We start from the raw sequence: 16,923 nt of genomic DNA, 5'->3' as shown, positions 1-16,923 counted from the left end.
TTGCTACATAACAATTTTTCTCCTCTTATGCAAATCTTATGCAAACATCGTAAACAAGGAAAAGTGTCGTGTGTTTAGCCATTTTGTTAGCTCCCCTCACAGTTTATAAAAAATTTATTCGCAAGAAACTTCAAGAGATACGTCTTAAGCTCCCTAAAGCTAATATTGTTAATGAAATTATAGAATTAGTGATTTATAGCTAGTCAGCACTCAACTCAGTATGTTGAAAAAGTATACTGGTATACGAACAACTTGATTATTTCCAAGAGTGGTCTATGATTAGGTTAAACGAACAGATAATGATCTTCTCTGCTAACTGAAGATAACTATCAAGTTCAAGAGTATTAAAGTATATACTACATTACTTATATTATATAGACACAATAAAAGTATTAAGGAGTGAAAGGTATGAAAAAGCTGGTATGGATTTATTCGGTAAACACAAGAGGGGGAATTCTTAAGAGTAGCGGAGCCGGTATGATCTGGAGTAGATCAAAGAAGCTTCAGGAACAATTACGTATAAAAGTTGAACCCGAATGGGACCTTTCAATCATTAGCTACGATATTACTACTGATATTCCCCAAGCTGATTTGATTATGTACAATGAAATGGATCAAGCTTATATGAATGATGAGATCAAAAAAAATGGGCTTTCCATCCCTTATCAGGATTTAGCAACAGCTGACGTAGATAGTATTTTCGATAAGATAGAAGCCTTTTCGAAATATAATCATTACAAATTGAATGATCCTGTGTTATAGATCTTTGAGTTTATTACCACCATAGCAAACAGCTATTAATTTTTAGGGAATATTTGCTACGTTACTAAAAAACGATTATTACCAAACTACTATTTAACAATCCTTATGTAAGTTATATTGACCAGATCCATATACTTATTTGAAAAGGAATATTGTTAGATACGGATTTTCTTTTTGAAAAATATAAAGAAAAAATACACTGCGTGAAAAAAAGAAAAAAACCATTAACTACATTAAAAGAAATGGTAGATGTAAATGAGATCCCTATTTCCAAAATCTATAAAGATCATCTTGAAATGTTAAAAACCAATGTTGTTAACTCGATTTATGTTCGAAAAGAAAAAACAATAGAATTTCACCTATTTTATGTAGAAGACAACTTAAAAAGTAAAATATATTGTCAGTCATATGCAAAAAATCCAATCACACTCCCTAGGTTAAAGAAAGGAACAATTTATATTATATTCGAAGCGTCACTGGGGATCATGGAAACAAATTGCAGTTTATTAGCTATTGACTTTAGAATCCAGCAAGGAATCGAACAGGAACATTTAGATAATAGAGATATTTATTTTTTAGATTATGTTTCAAACTTTGAAAATCGACATCTCTTTGAATCATACAGAAGACCGTAGTTCTGCTTGCAGTGTTCTCCTTTCATAATGGATGGAGGTTGTGACAGAAGTGGGCAGCTTCAAGAAATAAGAAGGAATTTACGAAAATTGCTTTTCAAATTTTTGTGAAATTTCGGCTTATTTTTCGAAGAAGTTACTTCTGGAACACCGTGTATCAGAGGTTGTGAAAAAGCTGCCCTGCATCAAGTAATAAGAACAGCCAAACAAAAATAGTTCCTCATATTTTACGTTTGGTTGAGCTTATTACCGCAGATGCAAGCTTTTGAACTCCGTTTATTCGGAAAAAGGAACTGCGACAAGACTTTTGTCACAGTTCCCTCTTAGCGTCATACTTTACGTTTATCTTTAAATTGATTTCTTTAGATTACATACGCTATATATCTACATGGTTGAGTTTTGTATGCTCTTATTAATAAATGATTTACAATTTTTGGAGACTTAAAAACTTACTTTATATAAAGTAAGGCAATATAGTTGCTACTAGCAAAATAATATAGAGAAACAGTCCAAACAGATTTCTAGGATTGATAGTATACCCAAATCCCAGGCCCTTTTCAACGAATACCTCATGTTTTTTCGAAGGTTCTACGTTTATGAAACTAACAATAAGAATCCCTAATACAACAATAAATGAAATCAGCGGAAGAAAATCAAATTGGCTGTTTTTGAATATTGTATGTCTTAGAACTAGCATAATGAATACAATAACAACCAAAATACCTACTAAAAGATCATTTGCTTTCATTCCTTTGAGTTTCTTTTTTTTATTTTTCATTTTTTCTCCTCTTTTAATTAAGAATTTTATATCTTACATGGATTGTTTCAAATGGTTTTCTATTCAAAAAGGGAATTTTAACACTTTCAATGATTTCATCATAGTTCTCTGCGTTTATTTGATGGCAGACTTAAATCTCCCCGTAAGATATGTGTGTTGATAAGTATATTCTAAGCTTACGATACTTTAAATCATTCCATTTATCCACCTCGATAATTTTTATAGTCCTCATTGTAACTATCAAACATTAATTACCCATGAATTTTGTTTAAGTTTACAAATAAGTTGGTTTGTTATCTGTATCGGTGTATATCAAAAATCTAACAGGGGGAAATTTGACTTTTTCCTATTTTAGTAAGATAGTATCAAACCTTCTCGAGTGTTTTCTTAGAATCTTCCAGCATACCTAGTGTAAAACTTTATGGTTACGGACCTCATGTGTCATGTCTCTTTTTCTGTACTCTTCGTTATATGATTTTTTATTTGCAAAGACTCAAATAAAAGAAAAAACCCATGACCAAAATTCGTCATGAGCTTTTTTGATACTCGATGTAAGATAGTTTTTCACCTTGTCTGATTGGCATACTTAACGGATCAAGTCTGTTTCAGGATCATTCAGCAGACGCTCGACTTGTACTCTTGTCGTTAACGGAACATCTCCTTGGATCGAATGAGCTAATCGAGCATTTCCTAAGGCAAAATAAACGGTCTTCTGTAAGGACCACTTCTCAGAGAAACCGAGTAAGATTCCAGCAGCAAATGCATCTCCTGCCCCGATTCGATCAAGTACATCCAAGGGATAAACTGTTGTTTTCTCTGCTTCTTGTTGTGTGATCAAGTAACCACTTAACTGTTTTCTTCCATCCACACTTTCTCGCCTCGTCCCAGCAAACCACTGGATATCGTAGTGATTCATAAAGGACTGGATATAAGAAATAGGATCATGTTCGTTTTCTACATTGTCTGTTTCCTCCCACTGCACCAGTTCTGTCAGATCTCTAACTGAGCCAAACAAGATGTCGCAATAAGGTAACATTGAATGATAACGCTTCTTCATCTGTTCTTTTTTTCCATCTTCTTGATTCAAACTAGGACGATAATTGAAATCAAAACAAACTTTTTTCCCTGCTTTATGTGCTTGTTCTGCTAACTGGATAGCTGTTTCAGCCGTCTCATCAGATAAGCTTAAACTGATCCCGCAGATATGGATCAAATCGATCTCATCAATAAATGCTGCACAGTCATAATCCTCTATTACAGATAAACCAAATGAGCTATGTTTTCGGTTTTGATAAGTGACTTCTGTCGGACGGACACCATACCCCATTTCTGCAAAATAAGTCCCGATGTGTTGATATTGATGGATCACATACTTCGTTTGGATACCTAGTCCGTTCAAATTAGTGAGTGCTGCTTTTCCTAGACGATTGTCTGGCAGAGCCGTCAGTAAATAACTTTCAACACCAAAATGGGCAAGGTTCCCTACTAGATTTACGCCAGTCCCTGTGTAAGCCATGCGTAAGGTATGGGTTTGTTCCAGCATCAAATGTTCTGGAGGCGTGAGTCGCAGCATGACTTCCCCAAATGCACCAATTTTCATTCTTCTCACCTTATTCCACGATTTTTTTCATCAATTGCAACAGTTGGCGTACCTCTTCTGGGCGTGTATTACCTGTATCCTTGTCGATAATTGCACTATATACATGAGGAATGACCTTTTTCACTCCTGCGTCTATTGCGATCCGTACGATTTCTTCCACATTATCAAGGTCGATCCCACCAGTTGGCTCTAAATAAAAATCATTGGCAGCACAAGCTTCTGCTAAGGCTTTATATTCTTTGATATGAACAAGTCCCTTCATAGGAAAATATTTGATTGAGCTGCCGCCCATATCTTTCAACAATCGAATAGCTGTTTCAAGTGTCACGACTCCTGCAGGTCCTTGTGAACTTAAAGGACCAGTTGCGATATTGACATATCCTTCTTTTCCCGTGGGAGAAACCAAACCGTTGATGACCGTTTCTGTCTGTTTCAATACAGCTCGGGAAGCTCCTACTCCTGTAAAGACTTGATTGACATGCTGAGGCTGCAATACTTCGGCTAAACGAGTGACCATCTGGCTCTGGTTTGGGTCTCCCGCGCCTAGACCGATGGATAAGGCATTATTTGTTGCTTGCTGGTATTTTTTCATTTCTGCAATAGCTGTTTCGTCGTCAGAAAAGTTCTTTGAAAGAACCCCTAAAACAATATGGCCTTCCGCGGCCTCATAGCATTCTTTTGCGTTTTCTACAGAATTTGCTAACACATTTAGACATATCTTATCTTTTAAATAATTGGGACTTAATCTCATTCCTTTTTCTCTCCTAGTTCTTCAAGATTTCTTTTAAGCGATCGATGATTTTCTCCATCTCCTGTTGATTGACGGAACGGATATCAAATTCAATGATGCCGTTGTTTGCCTGGTATTCTCTTGTATAGATGGCAGGATTTTTTTCTTTCAATGCTTTAATCACTTGTTTAGCTGATTGATCTCCTGAAACTTTCACACTTGCTCGATAGATTTCTCGACCTGCGCTATCTTGAACGATTTTAGCTTCCAAACGATCGATCTGATTGAGTTGTTCGATGAACGGTTGTAGTCTTTCTTTCATTGTAAGGCCAGACTCACTGCCTTTATTCAAATAGTCTTCCACTGCTTGGACAAAACCGAGAATATTTTCCTTTCCGATTTTCATGGAACGTCCGATTCCTTTTGATTGCATCCGAACCCATGAAACATAAGTTTTTTTTCCAATCACCATTCCGGCGCTTGGTCCTTCGATCGCTTTTGCCCCTGAATAAATAACTAGATCAGCGCCCAACTGCACATATTTTTTCAGATCTTCTTCTGCCGCAGCATCAACGATTAACGGAAGCTGGTGCTTTTTGGCAATCTGTGCTGCCTCTGACACGTCAAGCATACTTTTTTGTACCGTGTGATGGCTTTTTATATAGAGAATCCCTGCTGTTTCTTCTGTGATCATCATTTCGATCTGTTCCGGCGTACACATATTAGCGTAACCTGCTTCGACTACCTGACCGCCTCCTTGCTGTACCATGATTTCCACAGCCGTGCCGTAATCTACATTGTGTCCTTTTGGCAAAATGATTTGTCGTTTTTTGATGGATTCTGCATAAGGATGATAAAGGGGATATAGTTCTCCTTTACCTATAACAGCAGCTACCGATTGAGCGATTCCTGCAGATGCGGATGAAACGATCTGGACATCTTCTACTTCTAACAAATCGGCTAAATATTTTCCTGTTTGAATGCTTAATTCTTCCATCTCAAAAAAATGCTGGCCGCCAAAACGTTGCGCGTCAAGAACTGTCTCTGAGAGGGTCGAGACTCCTAGAATCGTCATTCTTCCTGAAGCATTGATTACTTTTTTCAGCTGAAATTTCTCATGATTCGCATGCATAACTTTTTCCTCCGATAATCGTTTGTACTGGTTTGATTTGCTGATTTGACTGTCTTTTCTCTCCATTGGAATCGATTAGTTCCTTAGGTTGATTGATCAATTCAAAAACAGTAAAATCAGCGTCAAAGCCTTCTTTGATTTGTCCCTTCGTCTTCAAGTGAAAATTCTGTGCTGGAACTTCCGTCACCTTTTCGATGATTTCTTCCCACGTATATCCGACAAGCCGCAATTTTTCCATTGTTGTGGCCAAATCGTAGACTGGACCGTTTTTACGATTACGAATATAGATGTCTGTGCTGATCGTATCTGCTTTTATCCCTTGATGATAGGCGGTTTCTGCAACTTGGAAATTAAAACTATCCGTCCCGTGTCCAATATCGAAGATGATTCCTCGATTTTTTGCTTCTACAGCTATTTGTTTGATTTTTTTCGTTTCCTGTTCCAAGATCCCGTTTGTTTTTCCATTGAAACAATGAGTCATAATATCTCCTGATTCCAGTAAAGCTAAAATATCCAACAAATTTGGCGGAGCAGAACCGATATGAACCATCAAAGGAAGCTGATGGTTTTCTTTTTGTATCCTTTTTGCTAGCTGTAGCGGAGTGATGCCGTTTTGTCCCACTACGCTCTTGCTCATCCGTGCTTTGAGACCAATAATGAAATCCGGCAGTTCCTCGATTTTTTGCTTTACCATATCAGCTTGGATCTTGTTTAGGTCTGCTAGTTCATCTTGTGCAATGATTCCCCATTTTGAGATATTCAAAAGCGCATAGACATTTGTTTTTGCCTGTTTGGCATGTTCATAAAAATCAGCAATGTTTTCTGCCCCAGTCGTCCCCGCATCGATGACTGTTGCCACACCTTTATTCACGCCAATTTGATCTGGATAATCATAATACAGGGTCATTTCTTCAAAACAATGAACATGATCGTCGATCCAACCAGCCGACAAATATTGCTGAGGGGTCAAGCTGATTTTCTGACGAGCTTTTTTTGTGATGAGAGGTGCAATTTCGCAGATCTTTCCTTTGGTTATCCCGATATCGAAGGTCATCCCGTTAAGCTTTCTTGCATTTTTAATGACTAAATCATACATAATCATTCCTACTTTTCTATAAATTTGAATTTAGACCATGGATGAATGAATGGCAGCAAGATCAATTCTTCTTGAATAATATGCCCTACTTTATTCTTTCGCGGATCACTGTGGGGCTCTAAAACGATTTGCAGTTCGTTTTTATATTTGCCAAAACGGTCATTTCCAACGACAACATCTCCTACGACAAATTCAAACTCGGTATCATGTGCTTTGTTTTCATATTTTTGATATTTTTTTCGAACTTCCGTTGATCGTATCACTTGATCTGTGATGTCCCCTCGACGAACATGCTGCTCTTCCAATACGATTTGCCGTTCCACCTCATTTATATTTGCAACAAACTCGACCCTAAAAACAGTCTGGTAACGATCCAAATGCCCTAATGACTTCAATTCTTCTTCACTTGCGTATGCGTTTCCAATAATTATATCATCAATTAGATTTGTGGCAAACAAATGCTTAGCTGCTGTTTCTACAGAGAAATGGCGATGCATTTCTAAAGTAGGCAGTCCATCATTGATATCCCATGGTCCGATTCTACCTGATTGTGAGGTAATGAATGCTGCCGTTCGAATACCGTTTTTTTTGAATCGTTCACTACTAGATTGGAAAAAATGATACGGTAAACCGGTTCCTTCTTGCGGATAAAAATTGTGACAGCCATATAGAAAAGATGTATTCGCCTGATGTGTCAAGATATTTTCTAGATAAGCGACATCGTTACTCATATTCAACTCGATGGCCAATTGATAAGGATTAAAAGTCAAAAGTGCTTCTTTTTTTCCATCAAATCCTAAGTCTAAACGAATACCATCTGCTCCTAATTTATGGAAGAATCCTAAATCGTCATAAGAAATATTCAGTTGTTCAAAAATAGCGGGCGAAACATCTAATATCGTTTCAAATCCTCTCTCTTTTGCAAAAAAGATCAATTGCTGGAATTTTTTCTGAACAACTTTCGGATCTTCCGAGATTTCAAGCATACTCATAAAAATCCTGCTGAATCCGTATTGATGGGCTGTTTCGATATACTCACGATCTTTTTGAGGATCACTGTGGTCTGGGTAAAGGGAAATGCCTAATGAACGTTTCATGATTTGTTCTCTTCTTTCTTTTCAATTATAGTCGTTCTTCGGTGACGCCATCTGTCAGAGTGAGATCTGCTTGCTCTTTCGCTTGCTCCTCTGCTTCTCTGGCTAATTGCTGTTTTTCAAACACTTTGAAGAATGGATAATAAATAGCCAAAGTAATCAAGAAATTACCAATAACCAATAATCCTGCTGCAATACTCCAGTTCGTGCTCATCCAAGCAGCAATCGGCGCAGGCATCGCAAACGGCAAACGCGCAACCATCATTGGCACGACACCACTGACAGTGAGAATATAAGACAGAGTCGTCGTCACAAGAGGTGCAAGAATAAATGGAATTCCTAAAACTGGGTTCATCACTACTGGTGCACCAAAAATCATTGGTTCATTAATATTGAACAAACCCGGCAGAATGGACAAACGTCCTAAGCTTTTTAAATACTTGGATTTAGAAAACATGAATAAGACGACTAACGCAAGAGTGGTTCCTGCTCCGCCAATCCAAACGAACCATTGTAGAAATTGTTCAGTGAAAATATTCGGCATGGCGTTAGCACTTGTCCCTGCATTAAACGCATCAATATTTTCAGCAATCGAAATATCCCAAAACGGACGAATAACCGGACCCATGATCGCTGGGCCATGGATTCCTAATACCCAGAAGAAACAAATCAGGAAGACAGTCAAAAGACCGCCAAACAAGCTGTTACCCGCTAATACACCTTTTAAAGGCATAAGTAGTTGACTCAAGAATCCATTTAAATCGAACCCAAGCATATGGCGGATGATCCAAAAGAAAATCAAGATAACTGCTCCTGGTATCAATGCCACAAAAGAATTTGTTACTTCCGGCGGTACACCATCTGGCATTCTGATGGTTATTTTTTTCTCAATAAAAAACCGGTAAATTTCTACTGAAATAATTGCTGTCACGATAGCTCCAAATAATGAGCCCGATCCTAGATTAGCAATGTTGATGTAACGTCCGGCTGTGACTTCCCCCATATCTTCTAAAATACGTGTAGGAGGAGCTGCCACGATCAGAAAAGACATTAATGCCAAGATACCTGCTGTTAGGGAATCGAGTCGATAGCTTTTCGCCAAAGAAGAAGCTATCCCAAATGTCGCATAAAGAGCAAGGATACCAACAGTATAGCGAAAAGGAATATCTAATATCTCACGGTATGGCTCAATGACTGCTGCAATCGATTCAATTGGGATGTTCAGTAAAATTGTAAAAAATGATCCTACGATTGTCAGTGGCATAGTGGCAATGATTCCTTTTCTAATGGCAGTCATATGTCGCTGAGTACCAATACGATTGGCTACGGGCATGATTTTTTGTTCGATAATTCCTATAAATTTATCCATCTTCTTTCTCCTTTTATAACATTATAATGTTTACAAATGAATAGTAACACACTTCTCTGTTAATTGTAAACGCTTTTCTAAAAATCTCTCCTTCTTTTGCTGTTTTCTTTTTAGAAAGAAAAGGAGATATGACAAAAGTCGTGCCACACCCCCTTATCCAGAATAAATGGTAATCCAGAAACAGCCGTGTATCTGCGGTAATAAGCCTAACCAATTCAAAAACATGAATAGCTGTTTTTTGAAATTGCTCCTTGTGACTCAGAGCTGAAGGGCAAGCTCACGGCCTCTTGGTAAACGGTGTTCAAAAGCCAGTTTCTCGGTATTAAGCCAAATTTATGCAAAAATGTAGAAAGCCATTTTCACAAAATTTTTCTTAATACTCGAAACTAAGCGACTTTTTCACAACCTCTTCCTTAAACGGTGTTCAAAAGCTTACATCTGCGGTAATAAGCCTAACCAAACGAAAAATATGAGAAGCTATTTTTGTTTGGCTGTTCTTAGTACTTGATGCAGGGCAGCTTTTTCACAACCTCTTTTTTTATTTATGTTTCATAATCAATATGGTAAGGATGCAGATCCGTATGGTAGACCGCCTCCGAATATTCAATCATTTCCCCAATTTGCGTAGACGATTTCCGTATCCGTTTGATGCCGATCTGTGCGTCTGTTTTCAGAATTCCTTGTTCTTCTTCTGTTAAAAATACTGCAGAGAAATCATCAGAAAATGAGTCAATAGTATATCCTTTTTTCGTCAGCAAACGATACAAAGATTCTTTGCCAAATTCTTCTCTGCTGAATTGCATCATTTCTTGTGGAAGATAATGGACAAAATAAATATAAGGCTGATTGTTCAAATAATATAAGCGCTTAAAACAAACAGCTTGCTCACCGAAAAAGGAAAACAAAGGATCTTCCTTCTTTATATGGACCAATTGCAAATCGAGCGTTTCTTTCCGGACTTCATATCGGGAGTTCTCCAAGATTTGCGTAAAGCTTGCCGCTTTGGATAATCGATTGTAAGGACGATTGCTTAGAACCGTCGTCCCACGACCACTTTTCTTTTCGACATATTCATCTGATGCCAGCAGTTCGATTGCCTTTCGGACAGTGATTTTGCTGACTTGAAACAGTTCTTCTAATTCACTTTCTGTCGGCAACATCGAACCGACTGGATATTTTCCTGAGAAAATATCTTCTTTAATTTTATCTGCGACTTCCAAGTATAGTACACGTGTCCTTTTCATAACGTCACCCTTTGCTTTACTATTACTAAAAGAATAGCACATAAAAAATAAAAAAAGAACACAAATCACATGTGAGAAGTGTGTTCTTTTTCATTCAGCTGCTTTAATTACAAGTTTACGCCATTTGAGGCAATTACTTCTTTATACCAATCAAAAGATTTTTTCTTTGATCGATTCAGTGTCCCATTTCCTTCATCGTCTAGATCCACATAGATAAAGCCGTAACGTTTACTCATTTCTCCTGTTGATGCACTGACAAGATCGATACATCCCCAAGGCGTATAGCCCATCAAATCTACACCGTCTGCTACTGCATTAGCCATCGCTTCGATATGACGACGTAAATAATCGATCCGATAATCATCAATAATCGTGCCATCCTCTTCCATATGATCAATGGCTCCAAGACCGTTTTCAACAATGAATAATGGTTTCTGGTAACGATTGTATAATTCATTCAATGCGATTCTCAGCCCTTCTGGATCGATCTGCCAGCCCCATTCACTTGCCTCAAGAAACGGATTTTTTACTCCTCCCAGCAAGTTCCCTTCTGAAGTTGCTGCTTGTGGATCAGTCTCATTGATTGCCGTAGACATATAATAACTAAATCCGATGTAGTCCACTGGATATTCTTTTAGCAACTGGAAGTCTTCTTCCGTTTGCTCTAATTTTTCCGGATCGACTCCATATTTTTTATGGGTACGCGCTGTGTATGCAGGGTATTCTCCACGTACTTGGACATCCGTGCAGAAAAAATTGAATTCTTGGTTTTGGATCATTGTTGCTGCCTGATTGACTGGATTGGCATCGATGCTGTAAGTTGTTGCATAGATAATCATGCAGCCGATTTGGATATCCGAACGCAATTCGTGGCCGATTTTTACGGCTTTGCTACTTGCAACGAATTGATTATGCCATGCTTGGAAAATATTTTGGTACTCTCCTGCTCCATTGCTTTTTACTAATCCTTGACTTAAAGCTGGAAAGTGAAAGGCCGAATTGATTTCATTGAAAGTCATCCAATATTTGACTTTACTGCTGTATCTCTCTAATACTGTCTGAGCAAATCGTTCATAGAAGTCGATCAGTTTCCGATTTTTCCAGCCACCGTATTCTTTTGCTAAATGAAGAGGCATTTCGTAATGAGAAATCGTGATCACAGGTTCAATATCATATTTTAAGCACTCATCAATCAGCTGATCATAAAATTCTAATCCCGCTTCGTTAGGAGTACCTTCGTCTCCATTTGGAAAAATTCGTGTCCAGGCAATCGAAAAACGATAACATTTGAATCCCATTTCCGCAAACAAGGCAAGATCTTCTTTGAAACGATCGTAATGATCGATTCCTCGATGATTCGGGTAAATATATTTTTCTTGATCAATCGTCCAGTCAAATTCTTCACTGCCGATAATCGCAAAGCGCTGCTTACCTCCAGGCATAGCATCTGCAACGGATAGCCCCTTTCCGTCTCGATCATAAGCCCCTTCTAATTGATTGGCAGCAGTTGCTCCACCCCATAAAAATTTTTCTGAAAAACGTGATTGCATCCTGATTTCCTCCTTATTTTACAATTGCTAGAACATCTTCGTTTGCAATAATCTCTTTTTGGTCTAATTCAAGTATATCGGCAAATGCATCAGTATTCGTAATGACAACTGGAGTGATTACGCTATAGCCAGCTGCTCTAATTGCTTCGATGTCAAAACGAATCAATAAATCTCCTGCTTTGACGAGATCCCCTTGTTTGACTAAGATCTCAAAGCCATTCCCATTTAATTCTACTGTATCCATCCCGATATGAATCAAAATCTCCGCTCCGTCAGTCGTTGTGATCCCTACAGCATGTCCAGTTGGGAAAATAGTCGTTATCTCTCCGTCTGCAGATGCAACTAGTTCTCCTACTTCTGGATCAATGGCGATACCTTTTCCCATCACGCCAGAAGAAAAAACTTGGTCTGGTACTTCACTCAATGGCAGTACTTTACCCGTTAAAGGACTTTTTAAGGTATGCCGTGCTGAAGTAATCGGTTCTCCTGCATTCGCATGTTTGTTTTCTAATTGATTGTCTTGTGTTTGTTCGTCAAATCCTAAAATCAATGTACCTACGAATGCAAGAACAAAAGCAATTCCTGTAGCTATTACTGCTACTGTCACATTTGACTCTACACCATCCACCGTACTAATGAAAGTCGGAATCGTCAATAAGCTGACCAAACTGCTGGAGAAAGCTTTTACTCCAGAAAATCCGATAATAGCTCCACCAATACCTCCAGAAATACAAGCGGCAATGAATGGTTTCTTCAAAGGTAATGTCACACCATACACAGTTGGTTCAGTGATTCCAAATAACGAAGTCACTGTAGAAGAAATCCCTAATGCTCGAAGTTTCGTATCTTTTGTTCGCAATGCTACAGCTAAAGCAGCCCCACCTTGTGCCAAGATGGCTGGAAGAAGCATTGGCATCAATACATCAAACCCATATTGTTCGATATTCAAAAACATGATCGGTACGAATCCCCAATGCATGCCGAACATCACGAATACTTGCCATAAACTTCCCATGATTAGACCTGCTACGATTGGACTAAATCCATAAATCGAGTTGAAGAGACCGCCTAAAGCATTACCGGCAACCGTCCCGATTGGTCCTAAAGCAAGAAATGTTAATGGAACCATCACTACTAAAACGACAAGCGGAACTAAAATCATTTGCAGAAATTGCGGAATCACTTTTTTTACGAATGGCTCTAATTTACTTTGAACCCATACGGCTAGAATGATTGGTATGACAGAAGAAGTATAACCAGATGGTGAAAGAATCACTGGGATCCCAAAGAAACTGATAGCTTCTCCCGCACCAGCAACTACTGTGATAGCTGGGTACACAAGTGCCATAGCAATTGCTACTGCTAAAAACTGGTTGGCTTTGAACTTTTTAGCTGCTGTAAAAGCAAGCATGACAGGTAAGAAGGTAAAGACACCATCTGCTGCAGCAAACAATATTTGATAAGTACCGCTATCAGCTGTCAGCCAGCCCATCACCGTTGCCAATGATAAGAATCCTTTCAATACCCCGGCGGCTGCCATCGCCCCTAGAAAAGGTGTAAATATACTAGAGATAATATCGATCAGACGATTCAAAATATTTTTGGACTCTTCTTTTCCATCCTCCGAAACTGCAAGACCTTCCTCATCCACGATCGATTGATAAACATCTGCTACATTACTGCCAATCACTACTTGATACTGACCGCCACTTTGGACGACTTGGATCACGTCCGGGTCTTCTTTTAACTTTTGCGTATCTGCTAAAGATTCATCTTTTAATCTGAATCGCAACCGCGTAGCACAATGTACTAAACTTTTGACATTCTTTTGTCCTCCTACCGCTTCCCATACACGACGACCAACTGCTTGATTATCCATTGTTTTTTCCTTCTTTCTTTTTTATTTAAAAAATAAAAACCCAGATTGAAAAAAACAGTCACAAACATTCGTGAACCTATTTTTTCAATCCAGGTTTTGCCTGCCATACAGTAACAATCCTTATGATTGGATGCTTTTTTTCTCACTTACTACTCTTTGAATATGAATCGTTAAATAAATCTGCTCTGCTATTCCCATTTCCTGTTTTTGCGTTTGTCGAAGGTACTCATTGATCCGTTCGACACAATGAAACGCTTTTGGATATTTTCCTTGAACTAATGCGTAGAGAAACTCATCTTGTTCGTCAGATCCTTCCCCTTTGAGATAACGCTGGGCAAAAAACTGCAGATGAGTAATGATACGCTGATAATTCAAAGATTCTTCATCGAACACGATGCCGAAGAATTTACTGATGATACTCAGTATATCTCTTACCATTGTGGTAGCGGTCATCGTCACTTGCATGTCTTCGTTTCCTTGTTGGCTATTCACAAAATGAAAGGCAATAAAACCGGCTTCATCCTCAGAAAGTTCCACACCAGTCTTTTGTTTCACGAACAAAAGAGCCTCTTTCGCTGCTTGATATTCTTTCGGATAAAATTTTTTTGTTTCAAATAATAATGGATTAGGCAGTTGGATATTTTCTTTTGCTCGTGTGATCGCATAATGAAGATGATCGGTCAACGTCAGATAAATATTAGGCGAAAATTCAACTTTTAGTTTATCTTCAGCTTGTTCTACTACTTGCTTGACCCATTCGATCTCCTCTGCCGGAATATCAGCCATCAGCTGCTGGAATTGGTTTTTAGCAAAAGAATCTCTTAAAACAAATTCTTTTTGGACAGCTTCTGGCGAAATCTCGTCCCCAATCTTTTTTTGAAAGGCTAGTCCTTTTCCCATACAAACGACTTCTTCCCCGAATCCATTTTTCGAAATGACGACGTTGTTATTCAAAATTTTATCAATTTTCATTTTGCTTCGCCCTCTCAAGAAAAATAAAAAAACCTAGAATTCGCCTACTGTTTCTTAGCTGAATTCTGGTTTTGCCTGCCGTACAGTAACAATCCATTTCTTATTCAAAATCATCATACCATCGAATTTTTATTTATGCAAGCCTTTTCATATAAAAAATAAAAAAACTGGAACACAAGTCTATCTAGAGAACAACCAAATCAGAGATGCACCTCTTTGCGTTCCTCTTTTTTTCAGCAAATTGGTTTTTCCTTATCGATTCATATCCTTTGGCTGTTTTTAATCTGTAACGACTTATGTCCCAGTATCCTAAAATGTTTTTGTCTCTAGATTGAAAGCAGATCTCATATCATCTGTCGCATCTTTTATCGGTGTAACACTTTCCAGTTCTCCTTGTACAACTAGTCGCGTGACGGCATCCATGTCGCCACAAGTAATTAGTGTGACAATTTCTTTTCCCTCGACTTCATTCAGTAATTGGGTATCTGTAGGAGCAACTTTTTCTTTAAAAAATGTTTTGTATGTATACACATTTTCTAAATCTGTCAAATAGATCTTGGCACCCATCTCTAAATTTTCCAGCGGTGTAAACAACAATTCAGGGTTCGTTGCACGATGGCTTGCTAAGGCATAATTTCCTTTTCCCATTTCTTGATCTGGAGATAATGTTCCTGCTCCGTAAAGTAGTGACGTATTATCCAAGCCTTTGAAAATCGGTAAATTGATTGAAACTGAAGGGACTGCGATACTAGCAATCACTGGTAGATCTGTTCCTCTCATCTGCGACCTCATGACCCCTTCTGTCGTCATTGGTTCTACCGCATCAAAGTCAAAACTGACATCTTTATCGTTATTCTTTTTCAGATCTTCTTTTGTTACATTCGCTATAGCATATTTATCTCCTGTCTCTCTGACAAGATAATCCTTGATCTGTTCATTGAAAATCAAAGCTAGTCCTACTAATAACAAGAGGAACAAGAGGATATTGACTAGCCATCTTTTTGCTTTTCCTTTTTTTTTCATTTTCTCTCCCTCCAGACTCATTTTACTGTTTTTCTTTTGCTCTTTCCAACAGCCGAATGACACATTTCTACAACTCTGTGTATTTTTTTCGTACACCTGCGCTTTTTTCTACAGGATATTTCAAATTATTTTTGATCAATTTTTCTTCAATGATCTCATCTAGATCCAGCTGAAGGTTGTCTGCCATCATGTATGAATAGATCAATACATCTGCCAGTTCTTCTTTGATTCGTTCTAATTGTGTTTCTTTTACTTCTTCCGGCGTTTTCCATTGAAAAAGTTCTAACAATTCAGATGCTTCCAATGAAATAGAGATAGCCAAATCTTTTTCGTTATGAAATTGTCGCCAATTACGTTCATCTCTAAACTGGTTGACTTTTTCCATGCTATTCATTTGCTTGCCTTCTTCCAATCATTTCTTACTTGATTAATCATACCATTTTTTTACATAAAAAATAGATGATGCTTTTAAAAAAACTCCTGTTTTCTTTTATTTAAAATAAATGTCATAGAAAATCAGTAATTTAGGTAGCCACCATGTGTATGCAGTAATGTGACTTCTTCCCCTGAGGCTTTTTGTTTTTCGATACGTTCTTCTCCCCAAACAGACATCGCTACTAGAATCTCTCTTAATGATTTTCCTTCTTCGGTGAGCGAGTACTCTACTTTAGGCGGGACTTGGTTATAGACTTTTCGATGGACAATGCCATCTTGTTCTAACTCTCTTAACTGCTGGGTCAGCATTTTTTGTGTGATCGTAGGGATTTTCTTGCTTCTCCACGCCTAAAATAAGCGATATTGCTCTTCCCTTTATCTGGTGTAAGCAAAGCAGTTAGCATTTTGACGATCGTGGGTTCCGCTTTTCACTTCTTATCTACTTAGTATCATGAAGTATACTTTCGTACTAATACTAAGTAGCGAAAGTGTCAACTACTTTGTTTAACTACATAGCAAAAGAAACAGAAGGGTGACAACGGTCATCACGCTTCTGTTTCTTTTGAATATGCTGTGTTGTTGTCTCTATCTCCGTGTAGACTTTCCTCAAGCTTATCCTTTGACAGT

15 protein-coding genes and 1 pseudogene are annotated in these 16,923 nt (G+C 38.1%); 2 read left to right on the top strand and 14 right to left on the bottom strand.

The genetic code is table 11. From position 1 onward, the window contains the following. The first annotated feature begins 408 nt into the window (after window positions 1-408). Together IGL70_RS02860 and IGL70_RS02855 are read left to right on the top strand one after the other, a co-directional pair. On the top strand, window positions 409-762 hold the full coding sequence (locus IGL70_RS02860; RefSeq protein WP_002306073.1) for a hypothetical protein: 354 nt from the start codon (window positions 409-411) through the stop codon (window positions 760-762). A 203-nt stretch (window positions 763-965) separates the two neighbouring features. Then, entirely contained in the window at window positions 966-1,397 is a 432-nt protein-coding gene (locus IGL70_RS02855) for a hypothetical protein (RefSeq protein ID WP_104873917.1), read from the top strand. Window positions 1,398-1,848: 451 nt separating this feature from the next. On the opposite strand, the gene IGL70_RS02850 is transcribed toward IGL70_RS02855, so the two are convergent. The 14 genes and pseudogenes from IGL70_RS02850 to IGL70_RS02785 form a co-directional block, all read right to left on the bottom strand. After that, on the bottom strand, window positions 1,849-2,172 hold the full coding sequence (locus tag IGL70_RS02850; protein WP_086324531.1) for a hypothetical protein: 324 nt from the start codon (window positions 2,170-2,172) through the stop codon (window positions 1,849-1,851). 586 nt (window positions 2,173-2,758) lie between these two features. Further along, the gene (locus IGL70_RS02845) at window positions 2,759-3,772 is read right to left on the bottom strand and encodes a sugar kinase (RefSeq protein WP_002291132.1); all 1,014 of its coding nucleotides are present in this window, start codon (window positions 3,770-3,772) and stop codon (window positions 2,759-2,761) included. 10 nt (window positions 3,773-3,782) lie between these two features. Further along, on the bottom strand, window positions 3,783-4,523 hold the full coding sequence (gene dagF, locus IGL70_RS02840) for a 2-dehydro-3-deoxy-phosphogluconate aldolase (protein ID WP_002323613.1): 741 nt from the start codon (window positions 4,521-4,523) through the stop codon (window positions 3,783-3,785). 13 nt (window positions 4,524-4,536) lie between these two features. Next, window positions 4,537-5,634, bottom strand: coding sequence for a DgaE family pyridoxal phosphate-dependent ammonia lyase (locus tag IGL70_RS02835; RefSeq protein WP_086295083.1), 1,098 nt, complete (start codon window positions 5,632-5,634; stop codon window positions 4,537-4,539). Beyond that, window positions 5,618-6,730: an amidohydrolase/deacetylase family metallohydrolase gene (locus IGL70_RS02830; RefSeq protein WP_086318899.1), complete on the bottom strand. Its 1,113-nt coding sequence runs from the start codon at window positions 6,728-6,730 to the stop codon at window positions 5,618-5,620. The genes IGL70_RS02835 and IGL70_RS02830 overlap by 17 nt, the downstream gene beginning before the upstream one ends. A gap of 8 nt (window positions 6,731-6,738) precedes the next feature. Beyond that, window positions 6,739-7,827: a DUF871 domain-containing protein gene (locus IGL70_RS02825; RefSeq protein WP_086299857.1), complete on the bottom strand. Its 1,089-nt coding sequence runs from the start codon at window positions 7,825-7,827 to the stop codon at window positions 6,739-6,741. A 25-nt stretch (window positions 7,828-7,852) separates the two neighbouring features. After that, a complete protein-coding gene (locus IGL70_RS02820; RefSeq protein ID WP_002339066.1) occupies window positions 7,853-9,193 on the bottom strand; it encodes a PTS sugar transporter subunit IIC in 1,341 nt (446 codons plus the stop codon). A 542-nt stretch (window positions 9,194-9,735) separates the two neighbouring features. Then, on the bottom strand, window positions 9,736-10,437 hold the full coding sequence (locus tag IGL70_RS02815; RefSeq protein WP_002339067.1) for a GntR family transcriptional regulator: 702 nt from the start codon (window positions 10,435-10,437) through the stop codon (window positions 9,736-9,738). Between the two features lie 107 nt (window positions 10,438-10,544). Beyond that, on the bottom strand, window positions 10,545-11,987 hold the full coding sequence (locus IGL70_RS02810) for a glycoside hydrolase family 1 protein (RefSeq protein ID WP_002291139.1): 1,443 nt from the start codon (window positions 11,985-11,987) through the stop codon (window positions 10,545-10,547). A gap of 13 nt (window positions 11,988-12,000) precedes the next feature. Then, window positions 12,001-13,866, bottom strand: a complete 1,866-nt coding sequence (locus IGL70_RS02805; RefSeq protein ID WP_104873958.1) for a beta-glucoside-specific PTS transporter subunit IIABC — start codon at window positions 13,864-13,866, stop codon at window positions 12,001-12,003. Between the two features lie 120 nt (window positions 13,867-13,986). Further along, a complete protein-coding gene (gene licT / locus IGL70_RS02800) occupies window positions 13,987-14,838 on the bottom strand; it encodes a BglG family transcription antiterminator LicT (protein WP_002338530.1) in 852 nt (283 codons plus the stop codon). Window positions 14,839-15,147: 309 nt separating this feature from the next. Beyond that, entirely contained in the window at window positions 15,148-15,861 is a 714-nt protein-coding gene (locus IGL70_RS02795; RefSeq protein ID WP_002318718.1) for a class A sortase, read from the bottom strand. A 67-nt stretch (window positions 15,862-15,928) separates the two neighbouring features. Beyond that, a complete protein-coding gene (locus IGL70_RS02790) occupies window positions 15,929-16,255 on the bottom strand; it encodes a nucleotide pyrophosphohydrolase (RefSeq protein WP_002291148.1) in 327 nt (108 codons plus the stop codon). A 122-nt stretch (window positions 16,256-16,377) separates the two neighbouring features. Then, window positions 16,378-16,632, bottom strand: a pseudogene (locus tag IGL70_RS02785) (winged helix-turn-helix transcriptional regulator); the annotation flags it as partial. Between the last annotated feature and the right edge of the window lie 291 nt (window positions 16,633-16,923).

Origin of the sequence: Enterococcus sp. DIV0901a, from assembly GCF_051711525.1 — a bacterium.
In the GTDB taxonomy this organism is placed as follows: domain Bacteria; phylum Bacillota; class Bacilli; order Lactobacillales; family Enterococcaceae; genus Enterococcus_B; species Enterococcus_B faecium.
The sequence above is the reverse complement of the archived record's forward strand: the minus strand, read 5'-3'. Positions and strand labels throughout refer to the sequence as shown.